Origin of the sequence: Bacteroides faecium (assembly GCF_012113595.1) — a bacterium.
Taxonomy (GTDB): Bacteria; Bacteroidota; Bacteroidia; order Bacteroidales; family Bacteroidaceae; genus Bacteroides; species Bacteroides faecium.
Genome location: NZ_CP050831.1, coordinates 1,585,362 through 1,610,577, shown reverse-complemented (window position 1 = coordinate 1,610,577; position 25,216 = coordinate 1,585,362). Strand labels below are relative to the sequence as shown.

The 25,216-nt window shown below is 42.9% G+C and carries 17 protein-coding genes; 4 read left to right on the top strand and 13 right to left on the bottom strand.

Annotated elements, in window-relative coordinates:
• Positions 1-47: 47 nt before the first annotated feature.
• The gene (locus tag BacF7301_RS05685) at positions 48-1,007 is read right to left on the bottom strand and encodes a toxin-antitoxin system YwqK family antitoxin (protein WP_167961032.1); all 960 of its coding nucleotides are present in this window, start codon (positions 1,005-1,007) and stop codon (positions 48-50) included.
• Between the two features lie 207 nt (positions 1,008-1,214).
• On the opposite strand from BacF7301_RS05685, the gene BacF7301_RS05680 reads away from it, so the two are divergent.
• Both BacF7301_RS05680 and BacF7301_RS05675 read left to right on the top strand, forming a co-directional pair.
• Positions 1,215-2,276 (top strand): tyrosine-protein phosphatase, encoded by a 1,062-nt coding sequence (locus tag BacF7301_RS05680; protein WP_167967115.1) that lies wholly within the window; start codon positions 1,215-1,217, stop codon positions 2,274-2,276.
• A gap of 74 nt (positions 2,277-2,350) precedes the next feature.
• Positions 2,351-4,276, top strand: a complete 1,926-nt coding sequence (locus tag BacF7301_RS05675; RefSeq protein ID WP_167961030.1) for a DEAD/DEAH box helicase — start codon at positions 2,351-2,353, stop codon at positions 4,274-4,276.
• A gap of 176 nt (positions 4,277-4,452) precedes the next feature.
• Here BacF7301_RS05675 and BacF7301_RS05670 read toward each other — a convergent pair whose 3' ends face one another.
• From BacF7301_RS05670 to ruvB, 5 genes are read right to left on the bottom strand one after another with little or no spacing between them, the layout of a single operon-like run.
• Positions 4,453-6,594, bottom strand: a complete 2,142-nt coding sequence (locus tag BacF7301_RS05670) for a S46 family peptidase (protein WP_167961028.1) — start codon at positions 6,592-6,594, stop codon at positions 4,453-4,455.
• A gap of 19 nt (positions 6,595-6,613) precedes the next feature.
• The gene (locus BacF7301_RS05665; protein ID WP_167961026.1) at positions 6,614-7,969 is read right to left on the bottom strand and encodes a TIGR00341 family protein; all 1,356 of its coding nucleotides are present in this window, start codon (positions 7,967-7,969) and stop codon (positions 6,614-6,616) included.
• A 2-nt stretch (positions 7,970-7,971) separates the two neighbouring features.
• Positions 7,972-9,468, bottom strand: coding sequence for an oligosaccharide flippase family protein (locus tag BacF7301_RS05660; RefSeq protein ID WP_167961024.1), 1,497 nt, complete (start codon positions 9,466-9,468; stop codon positions 7,972-7,974).
• A gap of 30 nt (positions 9,469-9,498) precedes the next feature.
• The gene (locus tag BacF7301_RS05655; RefSeq protein WP_167961022.1) at positions 9,499-10,272 is read right to left on the bottom strand and encodes a carboxylesterase family protein; all 774 of its coding nucleotides are present in this window, start codon (positions 10,270-10,272) and stop codon (positions 9,499-9,501) included.
• 51 nt (positions 10,273-10,323) lie between these two features.
• The gene (gene ruvB, locus BacF7301_RS05650) at positions 10,324-11,355 is read right to left on the bottom strand and encodes a Holliday junction branch migration DNA helicase RuvB (protein WP_167961020.1); all 1,032 of its coding nucleotides are present in this window, start codon (positions 11,353-11,355) and stop codon (positions 10,324-10,326) included.
• A 139-nt stretch (positions 11,356-11,494) separates the two neighbouring features.
• Between ruvB and BacF7301_RS05645 the strand changes: the two genes are divergently transcribed.
• Positions 11,495-12,727, top strand: coding sequence for a nucleoside recognition domain-containing protein (locus BacF7301_RS05645; protein ID WP_167961018.1), 1,233 nt, complete (start codon positions 11,495-11,497; stop codon positions 12,725-12,727).
• A gap of 16 nt (positions 12,728-12,743) precedes the next feature.
• Positions 12,744-13,163, top strand: a complete 420-nt coding sequence (gene ybeY, locus BacF7301_RS05640; RefSeq protein WP_167961016.1) for an rRNA maturation RNase YbeY — start codon at positions 12,744-12,746, stop codon at positions 13,161-13,163.
• Positions 13,164-13,303: 140 nt separating this feature from the next.
• On the opposite strand, the gene BacF7301_RS05635 is transcribed toward ybeY, so the two are convergent.
• The 7 genes from BacF7301_RS05635 to BacF7301_RS05605 are packed head-to-tail and all read right to left on the bottom strand — an operon-like array spanning position 13,304 to position 25,196.
• Positions 13,304-13,726, bottom strand: coding sequence for a lipocalin family protein (locus BacF7301_RS05635; protein ID WP_167961014.1), 423 nt, complete (start codon positions 13,724-13,726; stop codon positions 13,304-13,306).
• 5 nt (positions 13,727-13,731) lie between these two features.
• Positions 13,732-16,449 carry an alpha/beta hydrolase family protein gene (locus tag BacF7301_RS05630; RefSeq protein ID WP_167961012.1) on the bottom strand — a complete coding sequence of 906 codons (2,718 nt, stop codon included), beginning with the start codon at positions 16,447-16,449 and terminating at the stop codon, positions 13,732-13,734.
• Positions 16,433-18,790 (bottom strand): S9 family peptidase, encoded by a 2,358-nt coding sequence (locus BacF7301_RS05625; RefSeq protein ID WP_167961010.1) that lies wholly within the window; start codon positions 18,788-18,790, stop codon positions 16,433-16,435. The genes BacF7301_RS05630 and BacF7301_RS05625 overlap by 17 nt, the downstream gene beginning before the upstream one ends.
• A gap of 18 nt (positions 18,791-18,808) precedes the next feature.
• Complete coding sequence (locus tag BacF7301_RS05620) at positions 18,809-21,142, bottom strand: S9 family peptidase (RefSeq protein ID WP_167961008.1); 2,334 nt, start codon at positions 21,140-21,142, stop codon at positions 18,809-18,811.
• 23 nt (positions 21,143-21,165) lie between these two features.
• A complete protein-coding gene (locus BacF7301_RS05615) occupies positions 21,166-22,881 on the bottom strand; it encodes a PKD-like family lipoprotein (protein ID WP_167961006.1) in 1,716 nt (571 codons plus the stop codon).
• Positions 22,882-22,900: 19 nt separating this feature from the next.
• Positions 22,901-23,680, bottom strand: coding sequence for a DUF4843 domain-containing protein (locus tag BacF7301_RS05610; protein WP_167961004.1), 780 nt, complete (start codon positions 23,678-23,680; stop codon positions 22,901-22,903).
• Positions 23,681-23,702: 22 nt separating this feature from the next.
• Complete coding sequence (locus tag BacF7301_RS05605) at positions 23,703-25,196, bottom strand: RagB/SusD family nutrient uptake outer membrane protein (protein WP_167961002.1); 1,494 nt, start codon at positions 25,194-25,196, stop codon at positions 23,703-23,705.
• Between the last annotated feature and the right edge of the window lie 20 nt (positions 25,197-25,216).

Sequence of the window (25,216 nt, the reverse complement as noted above, 5' to 3'; positions counted from 1 at the left end):
CTATCAGCACTGTGGAGAAATCGAAGCAATTGCAATAAAGTGATAACTTAGTTACCTTCGATTTTTCCATTGACATATACCGCACTTTTCATCAACTGACCGTCAGGATTATACATCTTGAGTTGACCATTAAGTTCTCCATCGACGTAGGTTGCCGTTGCAGCGACGGTCAAATCATCCCCTGTGGTGTAATAAGAGCAGAAATCTCCATCAAACCGGCCATCGTTTACTAATACGCTATACAGATTTGGGAAAAGATATTTATCAACAATTCCGGTCTTATCGAGTTGCCCCGTAAACGGTTTGCCTGTGGCAATCACACAAACCACCCCTGTCGAATCAAAGCAAAGAGTATAGTTTTTAGAACTAACCAGTTTACCTTCGGCGTAGGTACGTTCATCGTCCACACTGCCGTCTTTACGATAGTATATCCAGTCTCCGTCCTGGATTCCGATTAGTTCTCCATTATCCCACTCACCACCTTTATATCCACCTTTTACCATCAGTTTGCCGTCAAGGTAGTATGATTCGCAAGGACCTGACGGCACACCTCTTTCGTAGGTGTTGACAGACTTTACCGTTCCATCCGGATAGTATTCGGTAATTTTGCCGTGCTTATTCTCAGAACTCCTTTGTCCTATATAATATCCTTTTTCGCGAATTATGCCGTTTTCATAGCACCTTTTATAGGGGCAGAGTAAATTGTCTGCTTGATTCTTCTTATGAGCTTCTATTACCGGAATGGCAACACCACCCACTATCAATGCGAAAACACCTATCCACCATGCCCGCACACACCAATGAGCGAGTATGGTTGAAAGCACGAACCAGATAATGAATGAAAACAGGCACCCGTAATAGAATGAAAAACCAGCCGCCATACCCCCACCGGCAGGATCCGTTGATTCGCTAAAATCCTTGAATGAGTTACTCCACGGAACGATAACATAAAACAACGCTGGATAAACAGCCGAAGTAATAATGAAAAACACTATTCTTTGAATCATTTGTATGCGATTATCTTTTTAGCCAATATTTTGCAAATATATACACAATAACCGATTTATCCTAATCTCATAAGACCTATATGGCATGTCACAAACAAGGCCCCGCTCGTAAATTACTATTAACTTTGGCTAATTATCGCAAAGGAATTACCATATCTTCCGGTAATTCCTATCTTTGCGTATATGATTCACTCAGACAAAGAAACTATGTACAAGAACCTGTTTAGCTGGCTTACCATTTTGTTAGTGCTCCCGTCCTGCTCCGGCACTCCACCGACCATATCGGTGGTATGTGAAGAAAACAACGTGGGAAACTGCGTGATTAAATGGGAAACGGCTCCGGTACTGAAAGGACAGGTAAAAGTATACGCGTCTACTTCCCCCGAGTTGATTCCCGAAGATTCTCCCGTAGCGATGAGCAAAATATCCAGCGGTAAGATGACCATCGTTACCGACGACCCGTCCCGACGCTATTATTATCTGATGGTGTTCGATAATAAATACCGGGTCAAAGTGGCTACCCGCAACGTTAATATCCCCGGCATCCAGAATTTCCGTGATTTAGGCGGATACAAATCCGTCGATACAGGGAAATCTGTCAGTTGGGGAATGCTCTACCGCTCTGCGCAGATAGACAGTATTCCATCCTGTTCGCGCCGGGAGCTGAAGAATATAGGCATACGGACTATCATAGACTTGCGTTCCGAAGGAGAACGCCACAACTATCCACAGCTCCATGATGGTGAATTTAAGATTGTGCACATTCCCATCCCTACAGGAAATATGGATAAAATCCTGCAAGGAATCCAGGAAGAGAAAATAAAAAGCGATACCATTTATCGCCTGGTGGAGCGGATGAACCGCGAACTGGTGACAAACTACCGGAAAGAATTCAAAGAATTATTCTCTGTCCTGCTCAACCGTGACTCTTATCCGGCTGTGATTCATTGTACATCCGGCAAAGGGCGCACAGGAATCGTTTCCGCCTTACTGCTTGCGGCGCTAGGTGTCAATGAAGACGTGATAATGTCGGACTACCGGCTGAGTAATGATTATTTCAATATTCCCAAGGCTTCAAAATACGCTTACGAATTGCCGGTAAATTCGCAGGAAGCGATAACCACAATCTATTCCGCCAAGGAAGATTTCCTGAATGCCGCAAAGGAACAGATTGAGTCTGAGTATGGAAGCGTACAAGCTTACTTGAAGAAAGGAATCGGACTTTCCGCAGAAGAAATAGAACAGTTGCGCAGCATCCTGCTGGAATAAATCGTAATTCGTAATTCGTAATTCGTAATTATTCTCTATCTTTGCATCCGAAATAAAAGATATACAGAGATTTAATGAAGACATTTGAAGAGCTTGGCGTTTCTCCGGAGATACGTAGAGCAATTGAAGAAATGGGATACGAGAATCCCATGCCGGTACAAGAGGAAGTGATTCCGTACCTTTTAGGAGAAAATAATGATGTAGTAGCTCTTGCACAGACAGGAACAGGTAAAACAGCCGCATTCGGTCTGCCCTTGCTCCAACAGATTGACGTAAAGAACAGAATTCCACAATCGCTTATCCTCTGCCCTACACGCGAGCTTTGTCTCCAGATAGCGGGAGATTTGAATGATTATTCCAAATACATTGACGGACTGAAAGTATTGCCTGTATATGGCGGTTCTTCCATTGACAGCCAGATACGCAGCCTGAAACGGGGGGTACATATCATCGTAGCCACTCCCGGACGCTTGCTGGACTTGATGGAACGCAAGACTGTTTCCCTGGCTACCATCCGCAACGTCGTAATGGACGAAGCGGACGAGATGCTGAACATGGGATTTACGGATAGCATCAACGCTATTCTGGCTGATGTGCCGCAGGAACGTAATACATTGCTTTTCTCGGCTACTATGAGCCCGGAAATTGCGCGTATTTCAAAGAACTACCTGCGTGATGCCAAAGAAATCACTATCGGCCGTAAGAACGAAAGTACCAACAACGTAAAACACGTTGTCTACACTGTACAGGCTAAAGATAAATACGAAGCGCTAAAACGTATCGTCGATTACTACCCGCAAATATACGGTATCATTTTCTGCCGTACCCGTAAGGAAACCCAGGAAATCGCCGACAAATTAATGCAGGAAGGCTACAATGCCGACTCGCTGCATGGCGAACTTTCACAAGCACAGCGGGACGCTGTTATGCAGAAATTTCGCATCCGTAATCTGCAACTGCTCGTTGCTACGGACGTAGCTGCCCGCGGTCTGGACGTGGACGATTTGACTCACGTTATCAATTACGGCTTGCCTGATGATACGGAAAGCTACACTCACCGTAGCGGACGTACAGGACGTGCCGGAAAGACCGGTACTTCTATCGCTATCATCAATCTCCGCGAAAGAGGTAAGTTAAGAGAAATAGAACGAATCATCGGCAAGAAATTCATTGCCGGAGAGATGCCGACTGCGGCAGGCATTTGCCAGAAGCAGTTGATTAAGGTTATTGATGACCTTGAAAAAGTAAAAGTAAACGAAGAAGAAATCGCGGACTTCATGCCGGAAATCTATCGTAAACTGGAATGGTTGAGTAAGGAAGACTTGATAAAACGAATGGTTTCGCACGAATTCAACCGTTTCGCAGAGTATTACCGTCACCGCCCGGAAATAGAACAACCGACAAGTGAAAGCCGTGGTGAACGTGCCGGAAGAGGTGACCGCAAAGAGGGCGGCTTCGAAAAGAGAAGCCGGAAAGCTGCTCCGGGCTTCAACCGCCTGTTTATCAATCTGGGTAAAACAGACAATTTCTTCCCCAGCGACCTTATCGGCTTGTTGAACAGTAATACACGCGGACGCATCGAATTGGGACGTATTGACCTAATGCAGAACTTCTCTTTCTTCGAAGTTCCTGAGAATGAGGCTGTCAATGTCGTAAAAGCTCTAAGCCGCGCCAAATGGAATGGCCGTAAAGTTGTAGTAGAAGTATCCAGTGAGGAAGGCGGAAAAGGACGTGAAAACGGTTCGGGTGAACGCAAAGGCGGTAAACGATTCGGTAAAGGAGAAGAACGTGCGCCACGCTATGAGAATAAAGACAGAAAATCTAAGGATGCGTCTGCCAAAGGTTCAAAACCCGGAAAGAAAGAAAAACCGAGCCGTGCGGAACGGGGATATTCAGATGCCCGCGGACCTAAAAAGAAAGATGACTGGCAGGAGTTCTTCAAAGATAAGGAACCTGACTTCAGCGAAGAAGGATGGGCACGCAGAAAACCGAAGAAGTAAAATTCTAACTAATATATCTCCCGGAATGATTTCCATTCAGCCCGGGGATTACCAAAGTTTAGCCCAGGGTTCATCTCATGTGAACCCTGGGCCTATTTTTATTAGCCCGGGGCATACGGTCGTTCTCCCCTGGGCATAATTCCAGTAAATGCATATGTAAGACTACATGAGCTATCTTATCGGGCTATTTTCAGTTCTTGTACCAAATTTCCTGCTTTACCGTATTTTTCCATAATGAAAAGCATATACCGGACATCCACTCCGATACAACGCTGCAAATCCGGTTCAAAAACAATATCACTGCTCATGGCTTCCCAGTTTCCATCGAAAGCCAAACCGAGCAATTCTCCTTTGCTGTTGAACATTGCACTGCCGGAGTTTCCGCCTGTAATATCATTATTAGAAATGAAGCAAACACTCATATCACCTTGTTCATTGGCATATCTGCCGAAGTCACCGGAAGAAAGCAGATTCAGCAACTCCGGTTGGACAGCAAAGTCAATATCCCCGGCATGTTCTTTCACCTTTTCGAAAATACCCTTCACGGTCGTGTAATAGTCATAGGTAGCTCCGTCAAAAGGTGAGTAACCATCCACTGTTCCAAAGCTCAGACGCATGGTAGAGTTGGCGTCGGGATAGAAATTACGGTCGGCATACATACGACGCATAGCGGCGTTGAATAAGCGTTCACCTTGCTCTATCTGCTCGGAAGCTTCGGAGATGCTTTGGTTCATCTCGTAATATTTCACAATCAGATCGAGGCTTAAAGCTACGGCAGGGTCTTCAATCAGATTATAGGTCGTATCCCGTTCCAGAAAGCGTTTCAACCCCTTTGGTGAAGTTATTTGGGATGTTGCGTACAAAGAATCGACATAGGTCTGGATATTCCCGTTGTAAAGCGTATCTATCTTCTGATACATGGCAGGAAGATATTTCTTGTCCACTTTCCCTTGGTACTCTTTCAGCATGGCTGCAAAGACTTCCTTATCAATAGCCGTATCCAGATTATCATATTTCTCCAGCAGTTTCTTCATGCGGCTTACCACCTGCTTCTCTTCCGCCTCAAAGTCGAAGTTCAGAATCTCAAGCGCAAGCTGAACCAGTTCGGGACCATTGATAAATGCTTCACCGAAATAAGCCAAGGCACGATTTGTTTCGCGACGATTACTATAATTCAATTCCAAAGAGGAGAACAGGCGAAGCAGTTTTTCCCGCTCTTCGGGATGCGACTGAATCCATTCACGGAGCGCAGCCTCAGCAGCCCGTTTCTTTTCCAAGACTTTGAGATGCTTGATAGCTTTATTTGTTCCAATACTATTCTTCCAATAATTGGAGCTTTCATCATATTTGGAAGCATATTTGATACGGATATCCGGACGGCGGTCCATTTCCCGTTTCCAAACGGCCTGTTTTACCCCACGCACATCAATCATAGCCTGATTGATACCATTCATCATTTCCTCAATGCCATACGAGGAAAGATAACGCTCTGTACTTCCCGGATAGCCAAGAGTCATGCAGAACGAGCCTTCCTTATATCCGTCCAAAGAGATAGGCGCTACATATTCGGGGTGATACGGGACATTTTCCGGAGAATAATCCGCCGGACCGTTCTTGCTATTAGCATAGATGCGAAATACGCTGAAATCGCCCGTATGGCGCGGCCACATCCAGTTATCCGTGTCCCACCCGAACTTTCCGACGGAAGAAGGGGGAGCAAATACCAGGCGGACATCATTATAATCACGATAAACGGAAAGCCAAAACTCATTTCCAGCATAATAAGCATCCACAATCCCGGTCAATGTAGAGTCCTTTTCCGAAATCTCCATACCGATTACATTCATGACTGAATCGACAGCTACCCGGCGTTCCGATTCCGTTTTAGCATGTTTGGCGGCAGACAATACCCGTTTGGTCACATTTTCCGTACGAAGCAGGAAACGGACATACAACTCCGGATTCGGCAGTTCTTCTTCAAGACTACGCGCCACAAAGCCATCTTTCAGATAATCGTGTTCCACCGAAGAATGTTGCTGGATGCTGCTGAATCCGCAATGATGGTTGGTAAACACCAAACCGTCTTCGGAAACAACCACCCCCGAACAAAAGCCTCCGAAGCTCACTACAGCATCTGCAAGACAAGGCTTCTTCGGATTATATAGTTTTTTTACAGGCATCTGCAAGCCAAGTTGTTTCATTACTTGTTCTGTCTGTTTGTTCTTATTGAGATTTCCCAACAACCACATTCCCTCGTCGGCAAAAGCTTTCGAGAGACAGATAGAGAGAAGTACGATGGCGGTTAGTCTGAATTTCATGCTATTATTTTTAGATTCATTATTCTGTAATCAGTCGCAACTGCTTGGCTCCTACACGGGCTTTCAGCCATTCACTGATTTTTTCTTTTTCTGTTGTGGACGGATGTTTGGTAAATTTCAGAACAGCCAGTGTCACTGTATCTGTTTTCATTGAATCTACCCGTACTTCGAGCGAATGAGCGATAGAAAGTGTAGTAACAGTAGGATAAAGCACCTTCAATTCGGGCACTAATGTACGGCTCATCGCATCATATGTCCTGTATTGTTCGAGCGTTGTTTCCAGTTGGGATATTTTCACTTTCTGCTCCTGGAGTCGCTGTTCGCTGTTCTTATAGAAATCCTCCATCACCATGGCACGAATGGAAGAGACGTCTACCGCTTCATTGTTCATACCTTGCAATACGATTAGTTTCGTATCTTCCATCTTATACTCTTTCAGCTTGCTACGGGCGATGGAAATGGAAGCATCCGGTACTTCAGACCCAATCAGAACAACACGGATTTCCTTATGTTCATAACTGATCTTTTTGTCAAGTACCTGCGTATTCTCAAATCCAAGCTGTTCGGTAACGAACCGATTGGCTGCCGCTTCGTAGAAGGTACTTTTAATGATACCATACGTCAGATAAACGGCCGGGCACATCGTCAGGATCACAATCAGGATGATATATTTACGTACTGTCTTCTCACGGGTCTTATCTACAAACTCTTTCCGTTGGAAATGCATCACGCGAACTCCGAGAAAGGTAGCCAGACTGATGAATACAGAGTTAATAAAATACAGATAGAAAGCTCCGAGGAAATAGATCAGATTACCTGACGCCAATCCGTATCCCGCCGTACAAAGCGGTGGCATCAATGCAGTAGCGATGGCAACACCGGGAATCACGTTCCCCTTTTCTTTGGTGGAAAGGGCTACAACACCCGCCAAACCACCGAATAATGCGATGAATACGTCATAAATAGTAGGCGATGTGCGTGCCAGCAATTCTGATTGTGAACCGGCAATAGGCGCAAGAAGGAAGAAAATGGTTGCCGTTGTCACACTGAAAGCTGTCGTAATAAGGAAGCTCTTCAAAGAGCGTTTCATCAGTTCGAAGTCATTCAGCCCGACAGACAAGCCCACACCCATGATAGGCCCCATCAGTGGAGAGATCAACATGGCACCAATGATGACGGCAGTAGAGTTCACATTCAATCCAAGTGATGCCATAAAGATGGCGAAGATAAGAATCCATAGGTTAGCTCCTTTGAACTCTACTCCTTTGCGGATGGAATCGACTGTTGCCAGTTCGTTATCCTTATCCTTTCTCAAGTCCAGATATTCGTTCAAAAAGGACTTGATGGCAAATTTATTACGATCATCTGTCTTCATGATTATTTCTTCTTTATAAATCGGTTAATAACAGGAATCTGGCTCAAAGGCAGGTCCCGCTTGATAATATAGCTTACAAATAACAATAGGAGTACGGTACGGAAAGCAAGCCGGAGTACAAGATTCGAGATAGGCACTTGTTCACCAAGCACATAGAGAACCGCGGCAAGCAGCACATAAAGCCCGATACTTTTCAAATCATAGTGAATCGGATATTTCTTCTGTCCCATCCAGTAAGATAACAGCATGATGGTTCCATATCCGGCAACGGAAGCCCAGGCAGAAGCAATATAGCCGTAAGTAGGAACCAACAGAATATTCATTATTACAATAATGGCACAACCTATCAGAGAGAAATAAGCTCCCCATCGTGTTTCATCCGTCAGTTTATACCAGAAAGAGAGATTGAAATAGACACCTTTGCAGATTTCCGCAAGCATCACAATAGCCACGACTCCCAGCCCTTCCCAATATCCTCTTGCCACCAGATAGCGCAGCAAATCGAGATAGAACATCACAGCAAGGAAAGCCAGTAACGAGAATATGAGAAAATATTTCATCGCAGCCGCATACATTTTCCGGTTGTCCCCTTCACGATCCTTGCCAAATACAAACGGTTCGTAAGCATAGCGGAAAGCTTGTGTAAACATAGCCATCACCATGGCTATTTTACTGGTAGCTGCATAAATACCTAGTTGCACCAATCCTTCCTGACGGTCTTCGAAAAGGAACGGATAAATCATCTTATCCACCGTCTGGTTCAGAATACCGACCAAGCCGAGAATCAATACCGGGAAGGAATAAACAACCATACGTTTCAGCAGTGCCCTATCCAGTTTGTAGGCAAAACCTCTCAGCTCAGGGATAAAGAAGAACATCTGACCAACGGAGACTATCAGGTTACTGATAAAGATATAGCCTATCAGATAATCGGGATCATAGAACCATGAGATAGTTTCCGGATAATGTATATTCAGCCAGGGGCATAACAGTAAGAAAAACAGGTTCAGCCCAATTCCGCCAACAATGGAAAGCAGTTTGATAGCCGCAAACTTTATCGGTCGTTTTTTATAGCGTAGATAAGCGAAAGGAATACACTGAAAAGAGTCTAAGGCCACCACAACAGCCATCATCGCTATAAATTCCGGATGATTGCCATAGTCCAGCAGATTGGAGATCGGTTGTAGAAACAGCAGACAGAGAAGAACGAAGATCAACGATACCCCGCCTACCGAAAGCAGAGAGTTGGCATATACTTTCATCGGTTCTTCTCCCGATTTATTGGCAAACCGGAAGAATCCGGTTTCCATACCGAACGTAAGCAGTACAAGCATCAAGGCAGTGAATGCATAAACATTCGATACGACTCCATACCCACCTGTAGAAGCCGGTAAAACAGCCGTGTACAACGGCACCAGCATATAGTTAAGGAATCGTCCGACAATGCTACTCAGCCCGTAAATTGCAGTATCTTTTGCTAATGATTTTAGTCCAGCCATGTCTTATTAGTGATTAATTTGTCGTTCGGATCAGCGTTTCTTTTTCTGTTTGAATAACCAATCCATAAATCCGGGATAATTGAAAGCCGGATTCCAACTGCCGTGATTACAGCCGGGAAATTCAATATATTCCACATCGGCTCCGGCAGCCTTCAGCGCCTTGTATGCTTCGCGCGATCCTTCCACCGGCACTATATTATCCGCATCCCCATGAAATATACGGAACTTCACGTCTTTGGCAGTTGCCAAACGGCTTGGATTTACCGTACCGCAAATAGGAATGGCGGCAGCAAATATCTCAGGATAACGCGCAACTAAATCATATGTCCCCATCGCACCCATAGAAAGTCCGATAATATAGACACGTTGCTTATCCACCTCGGGCATGGCCAGATAAGAGTCAAGCAACTGTTTCAGCGTCTGAAAAATAGGAGTAATCTCCTGTCCCACGGGCATATCGGCAGGAACAAAGGATTTCGGACGTTCCGGATAAGCCCAATATTTATCTACCGGACATTGAGGAACAAGGACAAAAGCCGGAAACTTCTCCTGATTGACCGGATTGAGGAACATTTGTCCGCCATTCGCCAACTGTTTCTCGTTGTCGTTTCCCCGTTCACCGGCTCCATGCAGAAACAATACCAACGGAAACTTCTCTCCCGGCTTCACAGACTCCGGGTGAATCATCCGATAACGCAAAGAATCTCCTTTGGAAGATACAAAGACATCCTTCTCATAACCTTTTTGAGCAGATAACGACAAGCTCAAAAAGAGAAAAACAAGTAAAGTACTCCATTGCTTCATAATCCAACTATCTTTATAGTGTCCTTTTTTATATCGCTTATACTACCCTAGTTAGTCGTTAAACAGCGTCTTCTGACTGTTATAAAGACTTCTCCCGAGATGCTTATAAGCAAGTTCCGTCACCTCACGACCACGAGGGGTACGCTTCATGAATCCTTCTTTAATCAGAAAAGGTTCATAAACTTCCTCAATCGTCCCCGCGTCTTCTCCCAAAGCGGTTGCAATGGTTGTCAGTCCCACAGGACCGCCTTTGAACTTGTCTATGATGGTGCAAAGTATCTTGTTATCTATCTCGTCCAAGCCATATTTGTCAATATTCAATGCTTCCAACGCAAACTGGGAGATTTCCGTATCGATAGAGCCGGAACCTTTCACCTGCGCAAAATCGCGTACACGGCGAAGCAAAGCATTGGCAATACGCGGCGTCCCACGACTGCGGGAAGCAATCTCCGATGCCGCACGCACCGAGCAAGGTACATCCAGGATAGATGCAGAACGGCGGATAATGTTACTCAAGATATCATCATCGTAATATTCCAAATGCAGGTTTATACCGAAACGTGCACGAAGCGGGGCTGTCAGCAGACCGCTACGTGTAGTAGCCCCCACCAACGTAAAAGGATTCAAATCAATCTGAATGCTACGTGCCGAAGGTCCCTTATCAATCATAATATCAATGCGGTAATCTTCCATGGCAGAGTAAAGATACTCTTCCACCACAGGCGATAGACGATGGATTTCATCAATAAAGAGCACATCATTCGATTCGAGGCTGGTCAGCACACCTGCCAAGTCACCCGGTTTGTCGAGTACCGGACCGGAAGTCACTTTAAAGCCGACGTTCAGTTCATTGGCGATGATATTTGAAAGAGTTGTTTTTCCCAAGCCGGGAGGGCCGTGAAGCAGGACATGGTCGAGCGCCTCGCCACGCAAGCGTGCCGCCTTCACAAAAATGCGAAGGTTCTCCACCACCTTATCCTGTCCGCTAAAGTCCTCAAAGCTCAACGGGCGGAGTGCATTCTCAAAATCCCGTTCCTTTGAAGTCAGCTGCTGTTCGCGTATGTTAAAATCTTCTTGTTCCATTTATTTCTCGAAAGTAGGAGACAAAGATAGAGAAATACATTTATTTTCGGTATAAGAAAGATGAATAAAAAAAGCCCGGTAGCATGAAAAGCAACTATAAAATATTACTTTTGCACTATCTATATACACGCAATCAACTATGGTTCTAAATTATATCTGGATAGCTTTCTTCCTTATAGCCTTCGTTATCGCCCTCGTAAAAGTGATTTTCCTGGGAGATACGGAGATATTCACTGCCATCATGAACTCGACATTCGACTCCTCAAAGACGGCATTTGAAATCTCCCTGGGGCTTACAGGAGTATTAGCCCTTTGGCTGGGGATTATGAAAATCGGCGAAAACAGCGGGTTAATCAGTGCCTTGGCACGCTTCCTGAGTCCGGTACTCTGTCGTTTGTTCCCGGATATTCCTAAAGGGCATCCTGTGCTGGGCTCCATCTTTATGAATATGTCCGCCAATATGCTCGGATTGGACAATGCCGCCACACCGATGGGATTGAAAGCGATGAAGGAATTGCAGGAACTGAACCCAAAGAAAGATACGGCTTCCAATCCGATGATTATGTTCTTAGTCATCAATACTTCGGGACTTATCCTTATTCCTATCAGCATTATGGTATATCGTGCACAAATGGGGGCTGCACAACCGACAGATGTGTTTATCCCTATTTTGCTAAGTACTTTCATTTCTACTTTGGTGGGAGTTATAGCCGTCAGCATTGCCCAGAAGATAAACTTAATCAATAAGCCGATTCTGATATTGATGGGTGTGGTCTGCCTCTTCTTTTCCGGGTTGATTTATTTGTTTATCAGTGTCTCCCGTGAGGAAATGGGTACTTATTCCACGTTAATAGCCAACATCATTCTGTTCGGGGTTATTATTTTGTTTATTCTGACAGGAATCAGAAAGAAAATCAATGTCTATGATTCCTTTGTGGAAGGGGCTAAAGAAGGTTTTACCACGGCTGTACGTATCATTCCCTATTTGGTGGCTTTCCTTGTAGGTATTGCTGTATTCCGCACTTCGGGAGCGATGGACTACTTAGTGGGTGGAATCGGTTATTTAGTAGGATTGTGTGGAGTGGATACCAGCTTTGTAGGAGCATTGCCTACGGCATTGATGAAATCACTTAGTGGAAGCGGTGCAAACGGTTTGATGATTGATACAATGAAAGAGTTAGGCCCGGATTCATTTGTAGGACGTATGAGTTGCGTGGTACGTGGAGCTTCGGATACTACTTTCTATATTTTGGCTGTGTATTTCGGTAGCGTAGGTATCAGTAAAACCCGCAATGCAGTTACCTGTGGCTTGATAGCAGACTTCTCAGGTATCATAGCCGCTATCTTAATCAGTTATTTATTTTTCTTTTAAATCATAACATTCAATTATGGCTGTAACTTATCAAACAGAAGGCGTCAAAATGCCTGAAATAAAGAAACGTGAGACTACGGAATGGATAAAAGCTGTAGCCGCTTCCTATGGAAAAAGACTCGGTGAAATCGCTTATATCTTTTGTTCCGATGAAAAGATTCTGGAAGTAAACCGCCAATATCTGCAACACGACTATTATACGGATATCATCACCTTCGACTATTGCGAGGGCGACCGTTTATCAGGCGATTTGTTCATCAGCCTGGATACGATACGCACCAATGCTGAGCAATTCGGTGCATCCTATGATGATGAACTGCATCGCGTCATTATTCATGGGATACTCCACCTTTGCGGTATAAACGACAAAGGTCCCGGAGAGCGGGAGATTATGGAAGTGGCGGAGAATAAGGCGTTGGCAATGCGGCAGTCATAAACCATATTCTGCTGACGACTCATTCAGATATACTATGATAGTATAATGAAAAGACGCCCCATCGTAATCACTACGACGGGGCGCTTTCATTAGCAACGTAATGCTAATATTAACACTAAATTATTTAAGAGAGAGATTTATTACTTTTCTTTTGGTGCTACTTCCGGAGTAACCAGTTTCTTGATTGATTTGGCATTCAGATACAGAAAGGCCAATCGCGGATATCCTTCCCGTACGACCAGTTCCAATGAATCGGTGGTCAGTTTTCCGATATATTCACGTGTCTTATATGCCACCACTTCTCCATTATCTTCCTTGCTGAATCCTTCGATAATCAAATAACCATCTTTATCAATCTTCCAGGTTTTTAAATCCAAAGAAGGGATATTGACAGCTGAGCATTTTCCCTTTTTTTTAAACTCAAATCCTTTCAGTTCACCTGTAGATTTATAGGTATAAGGATTACACCATTTACCAATAATTTGTTTCTTCGCTTTACCCTGTCCGTAGCTGCTGAATGCAAAGCAAGACAGAACCATAGCTGCAATTAATAGTTTCTTCATTTTATTTATTTTTCTAGTAAATCATATTTCTGGTCAATGCCACGTTCTCTCAGATGAATGCCCTCTTTCATCCAACGCGGCTCTTTGGTTCCTTTCAGGTAATAATCGAAGAACTGCATCATCCGGATAGTCCAGTCTTTCTGAGCACCTCTACCCATCACAAAATGTCCTTCACCTTTGTAATTCAACAACCATGCCGGGCGCTGCAAACGACGCATTGCTAAATACAAGGCACGTCCCTGTTCATACGCTACGGCCTCATCCTGATCATTATGTAATATCAACAAAGGCGTATGTATCTTGTCAGCTTCCAGGATTGCAGAACTAGCCAAATACTTATCTTTCGCTTCCCATAAAGTCTTTCCCATCCGGCTCTGTGTCTCTTCGTACATAAAATACCGTGGCAATCCACTTCCGTTACGGATTCCCAAATAGCCGGTAACCATATCGGTGATGGGAGCCGCAATATTAGCACAGGTGAAAATATCAGTCTTTGTCACCAAATATGATGTTTGATAACCAGACCAGCTATGCCCCTGCAAACCAATTTTCCCGGGATGCGCTATCCCCTGCTCTATCAGATACTTTGTTCCGCTAACCACAGCATCATAACAACTCTGGCCGGGAGTCCCAACCGTGAAATGCACGTCCGGCATAAACACAATATAACCATTGCTGGCAAAATATACAGGATCTCCTAACGCACTGCTCAGTAAGGGTGCATGATAAATATTCAACTCACCGGAATGGGTTTCATAAAACTGCACCAGCACCGGATATTCTTTTTGGGAGTCATAATCTTCAGGCAAGTAAAGCAATCCCTTATTTTCCTTATTCTGGTAATTAGTCCACTTCACCAGTTTGACTGTACCCCATTTATAATCCGCTTGTTGAGGGTTGGCATTCGTTACTCTGACCGGATTTGAAAAGTCAGCCTTGCTCCACCACAAATCCCGAAATTCCGATATATTCTGACGATTCCAAACACAATACTTATGATTGTCAGAGAAACGGTGTATGGCATATACATAATTCCCTTCCATCAGCTTCTTCAGACGTCCTTTCATGTCAAGCTGATAGACACCCTCATCCATCGTATCTTTATCCCAAAGGCTAACCATAACTGTTTCGTCTTTCTGAAAAACATCCTTATCTATATTGCTCGTCATTTTACGAATAGATTTGCCATGTTTACGGCCATACCCTTTAGTCAGACACTCCGGCTGACGTTCTCCTGTCAAATCAACCTTCCACCAGTCATATGCATCGTAAAGAAACACATTATTCCCGTCAGCCGTCCACCCTGCTATTCCATAAGCGGGAGCAGGAGCCGGTTTATCATAACTTTCCACGAACATCGGATATCCGATAGCATCGGATATATTCACAACCTTACCGGTAGCTCCAGCAAACTTATTCCAGACTTGGGCTATCGGATCATACATTACCGCCCACTTGCTATTCACCGACCATTTCGGGGCTGTACGATAACTGCGTCCGATCAACTGTTTTGCACCCGTATGCACATTCACCGAATATACATCGAACGGCAACCGATCCAACCACTCACGCTGCATCTTATAAGGAGATTCGTCCGTGTAAAGCACATAGTCCAAATTCTCTGCTCCCGATGGTAAGAGTAAATCTACGGTAGATGGAGCAATTTCAGTCAGCTTCTTAGAAGAAATATCATAAATATACGTCACCGACTTATCCTGCCTATAACGTCCGCCCCTTTGTAAAGTCGGAACTTCCATTTCGTTCCATGTCCACAACTCCAATTCAAAGCTCTTGTCCGGTTTCTTCTCCGGTTCTTCCTTTCTACGGGAAACCTGCTGTGAGTCCCGAAGCTCAAGCATCAGAAAATTATGGCTTTTAGACAAGTCAACGCGTCCGACAGCCATGCCATCAGGCAAAACAATCTCTTTCCGGTCAAAAAGCAAGTTACAACCCGGCTTCTTTAATGAGAAAGCATACCACAAAGAATCGTTTACGCTAAACTCCCCGGTCATCTCTTTTTCATTAAAACTATAAGAAGAGGGTTCACTCTTTACAGAACTCTGATAAAGAGTCTTATATGGACCGGCTAAAGGACCATAACATAGCTCGTTCCCGTCTGATTTTTTACGAATGAAAAGAATAGAACGTCCTCCGTCATACAATGTATGATAGCCGATACTGTCAATATGAAAAGCAACTTCTGTCTTTAAATGACGTACCACCAGCCTGTTAAAAGCCGGGACATGATTCACCGTATCTTTCGGCACGTTAGTTACAGAGATTGAGTAAGGAGTCCCTTCTACAGGGCGAAAAGCCTCTTTATGTTTCCATTCGGCCTTTACTCCCGAAGGCAATGACAACAAGAACGTCTTCATTACTCCCGCTGAGTCCGCCTGCCGATAAAAAGCTCCCTCATCGTTATTATAAAACTCCAGACGCTCTATATTACCATTCAGCAATATTTCCTTCCGTGTACGGGAATCGAATAAATGCAGAGGTTTTTCTTCCTTGCTATCCGGATTATATTCCATCAACGATATACGGTAAGTCACCCACCTGCCTGTCGGTGAAATATCCGGCGCATCAATACGTTTCCAAGATGTACACGCTTCTATATCCAACGGCCTCTTTTGAGCTTCAACAGACAGGCTTCCACCCAGCAACAAGCCCGCTATAATCCCTATATGTACAAATATCCGGTTCATCTTATCTTCTCCTGTCATCTTTAATCATATCCTTATTCAAATCGACATCAGAATCCGCCGAGTTGTCATGCAACAGCAAGCGGGCAAAATGACGCCACATCTTATGTTCGAAGAAGTCCTCGGACTCACCGAAGAATCCATGTGTACATTTCGGCAATACAAACATCTCGAAATCCTTGTCTGCCTTAATCAATGCATCCACCAAACGCAATGTGTTAGCCGGATTCACAGTCTTATCCATCGCACCGGTAAACAGCAGCAAGCCGTGCTTATAATTCTTTGCCAACTCCTGATTCGGACGTACGCGGACACTATAATCATACGTCGTGCTTTCTACTCCCAAACTGTCTTTAGTCGTTTTCACCTTCTCATCCACACCGAAATGAATCTCTACAAATCCTTTATTGTAAATGCGGTTGTCATGATTACCAGCCGATGAAACGGCAGCCGAATAGAAATCAGGATAAGTGCAAATGGCGGCAGCCGACATAAATCCCCCACCGGAATGTCCGTAAATACCTACTTTAGTGGCATCAATAAACGGATAACGGGCAGCCAGTTGCTCGATAGCATATTTATCATCCGCCAACGGATAATCACGCATATTGTTGTATCCGTAGGTATGATAAGCCTTTCCGCGCATCGGAGTACCACCTCTATGTCCTACGGTTATTACAATGAATCCCAGTTGAGCCAGGCGGGTGTTATAAACATCGTTAATCGTGAAACGTGTCGGCACATACTCAAAGAACGGTCCCGGATAAACATTCGAAATGATAGGATACACCTTTGTCGAGTCAAAATCGGCAGGTTTCCACATCACGCCATACAAGTCGGTCACTCCATCGGCGGCTTTTACCTTAAAGCGTTCCGGTGCTTTCCATCCCATCTCATAGATAGGCTGCAAATCGGGCTTTTCCAACGTCATGATTACCTTTCCATTCCGGTTACGAACCACATTCACCGGTTCCTGCGAAACGGTAGAATAAGAATCTACCATATATCGGTAAGACGGAGAGATACTGACATCATGCGACGCATTCTCCGGCGTCAACAAACGGACTGCATTCGGACGATCCAGTTGAGCTTCATAAAGAATGTAGTAATAAGGATCAATACCTTTCTCACGACCATAACCATAGAAATACATCTTACGTCCGATAGTATCAATCTTGGTGACCGGACCGGCTACCCATGTTCCATCAGTCAGTTGGTTCTTCAGATTTCCCGTTGCCGTGTCATACAGGTAATAGTGTCCCCAACCGTTACGTTCGGAACGGAACAGGATTTCCTTTCCGTCATTTAGGAAAGAGACATTACGCATCTGATAATCAAGATACGGTTTGTTTTCTTCATGAATCACTACGCGTACTTTTCCGGTTTCTGTGTCTACTTCGCAGATATCCGACTGGTTCCACGGACGGTTATAGCGTTGGAAATACAAACGCTTCCCGTCTTTCGAGATATATAATACGTCGATATACTGATCAGGCCAGCGATTAATATCAACTTTCTTCACTTCACGGGTATCAATATCTCCAATTAATAATTCATATTGGGTGACATGTTTATCTCCCGCCAGTTCAGCTTTATAAGTTTTCAGTGTCGGATATGGAGTAGACAACGAATTGATTAACCATAGATCACGCACTTTCCTGTTATCCTCACGAACAGCATAAAAACGATGGCTACCCGGAATCCAATGAGCGGATTCAGCTCCGAAGCGTCCTTTCAGCATACCCTCGTCTTCACGGTTAAATGTATAGTTCGGCTCACCATCCATTGTCAGTTGTACAGGGATGGTATCTTGCCCTTTCTTTTGATTTCCAACGAAGTACAAGTTATCCTTGCTTGCATAGAGAAAATAGAGACTATCTGGAGAATACTTCATCCAATACGGATCACTATTTCTGTAGGATGATTTTTCATCAAGTTGCTTCAACACCTTGGTATGAATGTTGTACGTATAAAGTCCACGGTCAAAATCAATACGAATCGTTTCATTATCCTTCATGAAAGTGAAAGACAGATATGGATCTGCCGAAGAATAAGCTTTCTTGGTATATGTCGCAATTTTGCTCAATAATTCATCCGTATCAAACAGCAGACGTTTTTCCTTTTTCTTCGGATTTACATAATAATACTTCTTTCCTTCACGTGTAGTAAACGAATAATAGAAACAGTCCGTATCATTGATAAACGTCGGCTTGACTTCTGTAGAATACTTTATTATAGGATTTTGTTCCAACAAACGGAATTTCTCCGCTAACTTATAATTCGCTTTCTGCTGTGCACCGGCAAGGCTGCATACAAATAACACAACTACCGGACATATGTATTTAAAGAGAGAGTTTTTCATAAAATCTTATCTATTGTCTTATTTGTTGCGATTAATATCTCCCCAATAATCCGCACGAGTATCACCCAGCAAATGTTTAGCGAAGAAACGGTACATTTTCTTTTCAAAATACTTATCAGCAGAACCATATCCATGACCGGCACCCGGAATCACCAGCATATCAAAATCCTTTCCGGCTTCAATCAAAGCCTGAGCCATACGATATGTATGTGCAGGATTCACATTCTTATCCATATCTCCGGTGACAAGCATCAAGTGTCCTTTCAGATTCTTGGCAATCTCTGCATTCGACTTCACACTGAACTTGTATTCATACTCTTTTGTCTCATTGCCCAAACTATCTTTTACTACTTTTTCCACTTCTTTCACGCCGTTGTAGCATTCTCCCCATCCACGATTATAGATATTGTTATCATGATTTCCAGAACAAGAAACAGCTGCTTTGTAAAAGTCAGGATATGTGCAAATAGCTGCCGCAGCCATAAGTCCACCGCCAGAGTGCCCGTAGATACCTACTCTATCAATATCAATAAACGAATGACATTGCGCTAGTTGCTCAATAGCATATTTATCATCCGCAAGCGGATAGTCTCGCATATGATTATAACCATAACGGTGATATACTTTTCCACGCATAGGAGTGTCTCCTCTGTGACCTACAGTAATGACAATAAAACCAAGTTGCGCCATACGGGTACAATAACTATTGTCCAAAGTGAAATTGGTAGGCACAAAACCATAGTAAGGACCAGGATAAACAATTGAGACAATCGGATATTTCTTCTCCGGATCAAAGTTTGACGGTTTCCACATCACCCCATACAAGTCTGTAACATTATCAGCAGCCTTCACTACAAAACGTTCGGGCTTTCTCCAACCTTCAGCATATACCTGTGCCAAATCAGGTTTGGGAAACTCCAGAATCACTTTGCCAGTATTATCTTTCAGTAGTGTCCGTGGCTCCATATCCACCCTCGAAAACGAGTCAATAAAATAGCGTCGAGATTTTAAAAAGTGTACTTGATGCTGAGCATCTTCCTTAGTTATCCGAGTGACTCCTTCACGGTCTATATGAGATTTATACAATTGATAATAACAAGGATCCATCTTCGGATCACCCCCATATCCATAGAAATAAATCTCACGCTTTAATGTGTCGATAGCAACAATATGCCCGCTCACCCAAGCTCCGGAAGTAATGGTATTTTTCAAATTCCCATTTCCGTCATAATGATAATAATGTCCCCAACCCGTACGCTCAGAACGGAACAGGATATCTTTTCCGTCGTTCAGCACTTCCACGTTGCGAGCATGCACATCACGGTAAGGCTTGTCTACTTCGTGAATCAATTCTTTGACTTCTAATGTAGAAGTATTCACGGAGCATACATCCACTTCATCCCATGTACGCTTCGTACGTTCAAAAAAAATCAAATCCCCTTTGGAAGAAGTGGAAAACACCATTATGTATTGGTCGGGCCACTTGCCAACATTCGCTTTACGGGCTGTCTTCTCCACTACGTCAATGATGACCAGTTCGTTCTGTGTCACGTGCTTGTCACCAGGATATTCATATTTATATTTCACAAGTTCCGGCTTATCAGAGAGAGAATTAATTACCCAAAAGTCTTGTAATTTCCGTTCGTCCTCCATCACAAAATATACATGGCGGCTGTCTTTACACCAACGTGCATTGGTAGACATTTCCCTATCGGGATAAAAGCCATCTCTCTCATCCGCATAAGTATACAGAGGCATTCCGTCAAAAGTGAGTTGCACCTCGGTAGTGTCCACTCCCAATTCCTTGTTTCCTTTCACATACAAATTATGATTCTTGGCAAACAGGATATACTTTTTATCGGGAGAGTAATTCATATAGAGGTAATCATACTCATCCATTGTTTTCTTATTCTCCTTCTCAACTTCTTTCAATTTGCGGGTGATGCGGTTATACTCATAGGCCTTGTTTCCATGTTCAAAGGTAAACGATTTCTGGTCTTTAGAGAATTTGAAATCATAAAATCTTAGCCCCTTTGGATCGACTCTCTCTCTCGTCAATTCCGATAGTGCCATTGCCATCTCATCGTTGTCGAACAGCAATTCTTGTTTTCCTTTATCTGGAGTCACATAATAATAAAATCTTCCAGCTGACGTCCGATAATCAAACCAAAAATTATCTGTATCGTTAATCTCGCGGGGATGAAGCCCAAAACTGTTTTCAGAGAGTTTTCCTCCCGCAGTAAAAGCATTGAATTTCTCCACAAGTTCATAATTAGCCAATTGCTGAGGTTTGGCTACAGTAACCAAACCTCCGACAAACAAGGCCAAAAGTATTCCAATTTTATATCCCATGTTGTATTTTGGTAATTCTTTTCCTAATATTTAAATTCAAGAAATTCTCCTACAGAACCATATTTATAATGAATATCCACAATTTTACCAAAGTTATTAGTTACAGGATTTGCCGGATCCGGAAAAAGTTGATCGATCTTGACATCCGTAGCCACCGCTTTACTATCTTCCGTCTCCCAAACTTCATAAATACTAAAAGTATTATCTTCCAAAGCTACTCCCAACTGTCCGTTATGTTCCGGTTGCCAGCCCACAGGATATGAACGATTATAAAAAACATAAATATCATTCGCAGCCAATGACTTCACAGAAGAATTGAATGTATGGAACTTCTTCAACACGGCTTCACTTCCTGCTCCATACTGGAAATAATACAAATCATTGCCATTAGCTATCACCACATACTTTTTATTGTTAAATACTGCCATATCCGTGAATCCGGTCAAGCCATCGAGTTCATATTCTTCAAAGGATATAGTAGAAATCTTACTAGAATAACGAGGGTTTGCCAATTTCCATTGAAAATATAATAACTTATACTGAGGACCATTATTTATGATTGCTACCCAGCCTGGTCTGGTTTCTTGATAGCCCGCATCATTTGAAGACGCCGGCATCATAGCCAGTATTTTCCAACCATCTTCCAATTTATATCTTTCATCTACAGGTGTCTCCTTGTCTTCTCCTGTTTGTACACTATATACTAGGCTACTATAATCAGATATCTCCAGTACGTCAGGATTCCCATATTCAGGAATTGCATCATCGATGAGACCTGCAATCTCATTATCCTCCGTGAGAACAGGCATAGCTCCATGATATTTATTAACTTTATAACTCTGATAAAGTCCTTTGAATTTTTTATTCTTACCCACCGGAAAAGAAGTATAACCACAAGAATGAAAGTCTTTGTGAGTAACCATATTCGCCCAATAAATGTATCCATCGGAATTTAATAAGGCCTTAGCAGAGTAAGTCATGGCAGCTGACACCGGATCAAAATTTTGTGGCAAATCTCCTCTAAACTCTTCATCAGTGTAAACCTCACGTTCCAATGTAATACCATTTAACTCTGCCCAACGATCTTGCATCACAATCACTTCGTCCGGTATTTCAAGAACCTCGCCATAAGCACCCAGATAACCGGCATTCAAAAGTAGCCCCTTGGGATGAGAGCCTAATCCAGATATTACATCCTCTACAACTTGATTATATACAAGTGAGTCACGATCAATTTCAGCCACTGTAGTGCCATCAGTCACAGTCAATTTATAATTAATAGAACTAGCACCAACAAAAGAGAGTCTGGAATTCCGTGCACCATCCTCACTCAATACCAACCAACCACGTGCAAACGGTGAACGCACTCTCAACGTACAACTTTTGGAGAATTTTATTCCGGTTTTATTATCTATCACCGTATAAGTAACTTCGTGCATACCACCACGTTCAAAGCTAAATGTGCAAGAAGGATTCGTTTCATCCGGCAATAATATACCATCCAGCCTCCATTCATAAGAGACATCGGGATTCTCTTTATCAATTGTAAGCTCAAAGGAAGGAGTTATAGTTACCTCTTCTTGAAAAGCAAGCAAATATTCTGCTTTCATTCCGGTAATCCCTATCTTTTTCTCCAATTCATTAACCTCACTATAATTATAGTTGTTATCATTATCCAAGCAACCGGACAAACTTGCCATGGTTGCTCCAATGAATATATATGTCAATATCTTCTTCATAACTATCTTTAGTTTTTAATTATCCGGCAACAGGCACTTCTATAATTACGCCTTTCTCATCTCTCAAAGGATTGTCAGGACCTCTTCGCGCATTTTCTTCCGCTACTTTATACTTTAACGACAAAGAGTATTTACGTAGCTTCACTCTATCTTTGCCATCAAACAGTTCATCATCATTTTCTTGCAGTACTTCTAAAAACATACGGAATTTTGTGTCTGAATAGTCACCTAAATAATACCAGTCGACTGAGCTATAATACTCACCATAATATTCGATGTCTTTATAATCCCACCAGTCAGGTTTTACAAGACGGTCTGTCACTGCGATTATTGCTCTGGAATAGTTGGCTATACCTTCGCCAACTTCGTCTCCTGCATTTATTCTCAAAGCAACAAATTTAGTAGTAGTTTTTAAGTCAGGAAAGTTTTTCAGTTTTACATAAATAGTATCTAATAATTGTCCACTTTTAAAGACGCACTTCTCAGGGAGAATACATTGAGATGCAGGAAAAGTAGACATCTTCTCATCTATAGCAATGGTAAACTCCAAATCTTTATCTTGAATCTTACCGAAGATAGCCACTTCAATTGGTACTTCGGCAATTTTCACATCCATACCTTCTCCCAAAGGATAAAATTCAAAACTGATTCGAGTCGTATCTTTCGTCAAGTCTTTATTAAAATTAATATAAGAAACATCATTCCCATTGAGAACAAGTCCTTCCTCCTGACAAGAGAAAAACAGCGATATGCCTATGCATGCCATCATTCCCGTCAACAATATATTTTTCATTTTCATAGGTTTCTAACTCTTTTAAAAATTAAATTGCACTTTCAGATTCGGGTAACGGCAATACCATATTCTCTCTTGTAGCCAGCACCTCTTTTCTCCCTTTCATAGTTCGCATCAATCGCTTGAACATAAAGAAAGTCTGTCCTTCTCCAAAAAATTCTCTCTGAGCGTCATTCACAAGCATGGTCATAAATTGAGATGCAGTCACTTTTTCCAAATCGGCATCAATTCCCCTACTCTTTTTCACAGTTCTCAGATACTCTTTTGCTTTATCCAAATCTGTCTGATAGATAGCCTCAGCTGCAATATAATAAACTTCCGACATACGGAACATAGGAACAATCACATTATTTATTTCTGAATATTTATAACTATCAGGCTGCTGATAATATTTCATTGAACAATAATCGTTATAATTTTTTTTCTCCATTTGGTAACGGATTCGCCAATCCGTATTCAAATCACTACCATAACGTTCGTTGGCAATAGCAGAAGTTATACCTAGAAAATAACTCTTTTTATCACTACCCTCAGACTTGTCATTTTTGTGATTTATCAAACGATCCCATTCTATCAAATCTTTAGGAGAATAAAGAGCAAATATAATATCATCATACATTTTCACATTACCTTCTCTTAGTGCCTCCAACGCAACTTTTTCATCCGTTAGTGCAGCAAAAAGACTGTTTTGTTGAATAATAATTTCAGCCTGCTTGTAAGCCTCATCCGGCATACCCGCATACAAATATACACGAGCCAGTTCGGCAGTAACGGCATAATAGTTCAAACGAAACCCACGAGATGCCCAAAATAACGTTTCATCATTTTTACCTTCCTCGAAACGATCCCTCCAATTGGCGCTTTTATCCACTTCCCACAACAACTCCTGCGCTCTTTTCAAATCTTTAATGATCTGTTCCAAGCAATAAGAAACCGTCTCGCGATTACTAACATAAGCCGGATAGGTATTTATATAAGGAATAAAAGTCTGATTGCCCGGATTCATTGCAGGAGAAGGAGTATATACACGCAACAAGTCGAACTGTATATATGCACGCAAGCCTATTGCCTCTCCCAAAATCATCTTACGCTCCAGTTCCCCGCTGTAAAAAAGTGCACTGTCTGCCAGTTCCGCCTGCTGTGCCAATTCATTACAGTTGGCTACCACATTCCATGCGTCACTCCACATTTTGTCCGTGGTGGGTGTTAACTGTTGGTCTGTAAATTTCAGATTTTCTATTTGTTTCATAGCCTGTCCACCCTCATCAATCGGTGCCAGTTCCATATCATACACCTGCCCCCAAGCATCTATAAGTCCCCATTTCAAATTACTACCGTAAATACTCCAAGAAGCCATCTTACGGTAAATGCCATTTAATGCCGCACGATATCCGTCTCCTGTTTCAAACAAAAACTCTTCTTTTATCTGATCGGACGGATATACGTTCAACCAATCACTGCATGATGTTCCTAGAGTGACCATCGCCCCTAACAAAACAATCGTTCTATATATTCTTTTCATATTCTTTATTCTCCTTAATT

Bases quoted from the DNA above. Each gene is read 5' to 3' on its own strand.
- BacF7301_RS05685 (WP_167961032.1), bottom strand. From the start codon at position 1,007: ATGATTCAAAGAATAGTGTTTTTCATTATTACTTCGGCTGTTTATCCA.
- BacF7301_RS05665 (WP_167961026.1), bottom strand. From the start codon at position 7,969: ATGAAGACAGATGATCGTAATAAATTTGCCATCAAGTCCTTTTTGAAC.
- ruvB (WP_167961020.1), bottom strand. From the start codon at position 11,355: ATGGAACAAGAAGATTTTAACATACGCGAACAGCAGCTGACTTCAAAG.
- BacF7301_RS05625 (WP_167961010.1), bottom strand. From the start codon at position 18,790: ATGAAAAACTCTCTCTTTAAATACATATGTCCGGTAGTTGTGTTATTT.
- BacF7301_RS05620 (WP_167961008.1), bottom strand. From the start codon at position 21,142: ATGGGATATAAAATTGGAATACTTTTGGCCTTGTTTGTCGGAGGTTTG.
- BacF7301_RS05605 (WP_167961002.1), bottom strand. From the start codon at position 25,196: ATGAAAAGAATATATAGAACGATTGTTTTGTTAGGGGCGATGGTCACT.
- BacF7301_RS05655 (WP_167961022.1), bottom strand. From the start codon at position 10,272: ATGAAGCAATGGAGTACTTTACTTGTTTTTCTCTTTTTGAGCTTGTCG.
- BacF7301_RS05615 (WP_167961006.1), bottom strand. From the start codon at position 22,881: ATGAAGAAGATATTGACATATATATTCATTGGAGCAACCATGGCAAGT.
- ybeY (WP_167961016.1), top strand. From the start codon at position 12,744: ATGGCTGTAACTTATCAAACAGAAGGCGTCAAAATGCCTGAAATAAAG.
- BacF7301_RS05645 (WP_167961018.1), top strand. From the start codon at position 11,495: ATGGTTCTAAATTATATCTGGATAGCTTTCTTCCTTATAGCCTTCGTT.
- BacF7301_RS05630 (WP_167961012.1), bottom strand. From the start codon at position 16,449: ATGACAGGAGAAGATAAGATGAACCGGATATTTGTACATATAGGGATT.
- BacF7301_RS05635 (WP_167961014.1), bottom strand. From the start codon at position 13,726: ATGAAGAAACTATTAATTGCAGCTATGGTTCTGTCTTGCTTTGCATTC.
- BacF7301_RS05670 (WP_167961028.1), bottom strand. From the start codon at position 6,594: ATGAAATTCAGACTAACCGCCATCGTACTTCTCTCTATCTGTCTCTCG.
- BacF7301_RS05680 (WP_167967115.1), top strand. From the start codon at position 1,215: ATGTACAAGAACCTGTTTAGCTGGCTTACCATTTTGTTAGTGCTCCCG.
- BacF7301_RS05675 (WP_167961030.1), top strand. From the start codon at position 2,351: ATGAAGACATTTGAAGAGCTTGGCGTTTCTCCGGAGATACGTAGAGCA.
- BacF7301_RS05660 (WP_167961024.1), bottom strand. From the start codon at position 9,468: ATGGCTGGACTAAAATCATTAGCAAAAGATACTGCAATTTACGGGCTG.
- BacF7301_RS05610 (WP_167961004.1), bottom strand. From the start codon at position 23,680: ATGAAAATGAAAAATATATTGTTGACGGGAATGATGGCATGCATAGGC.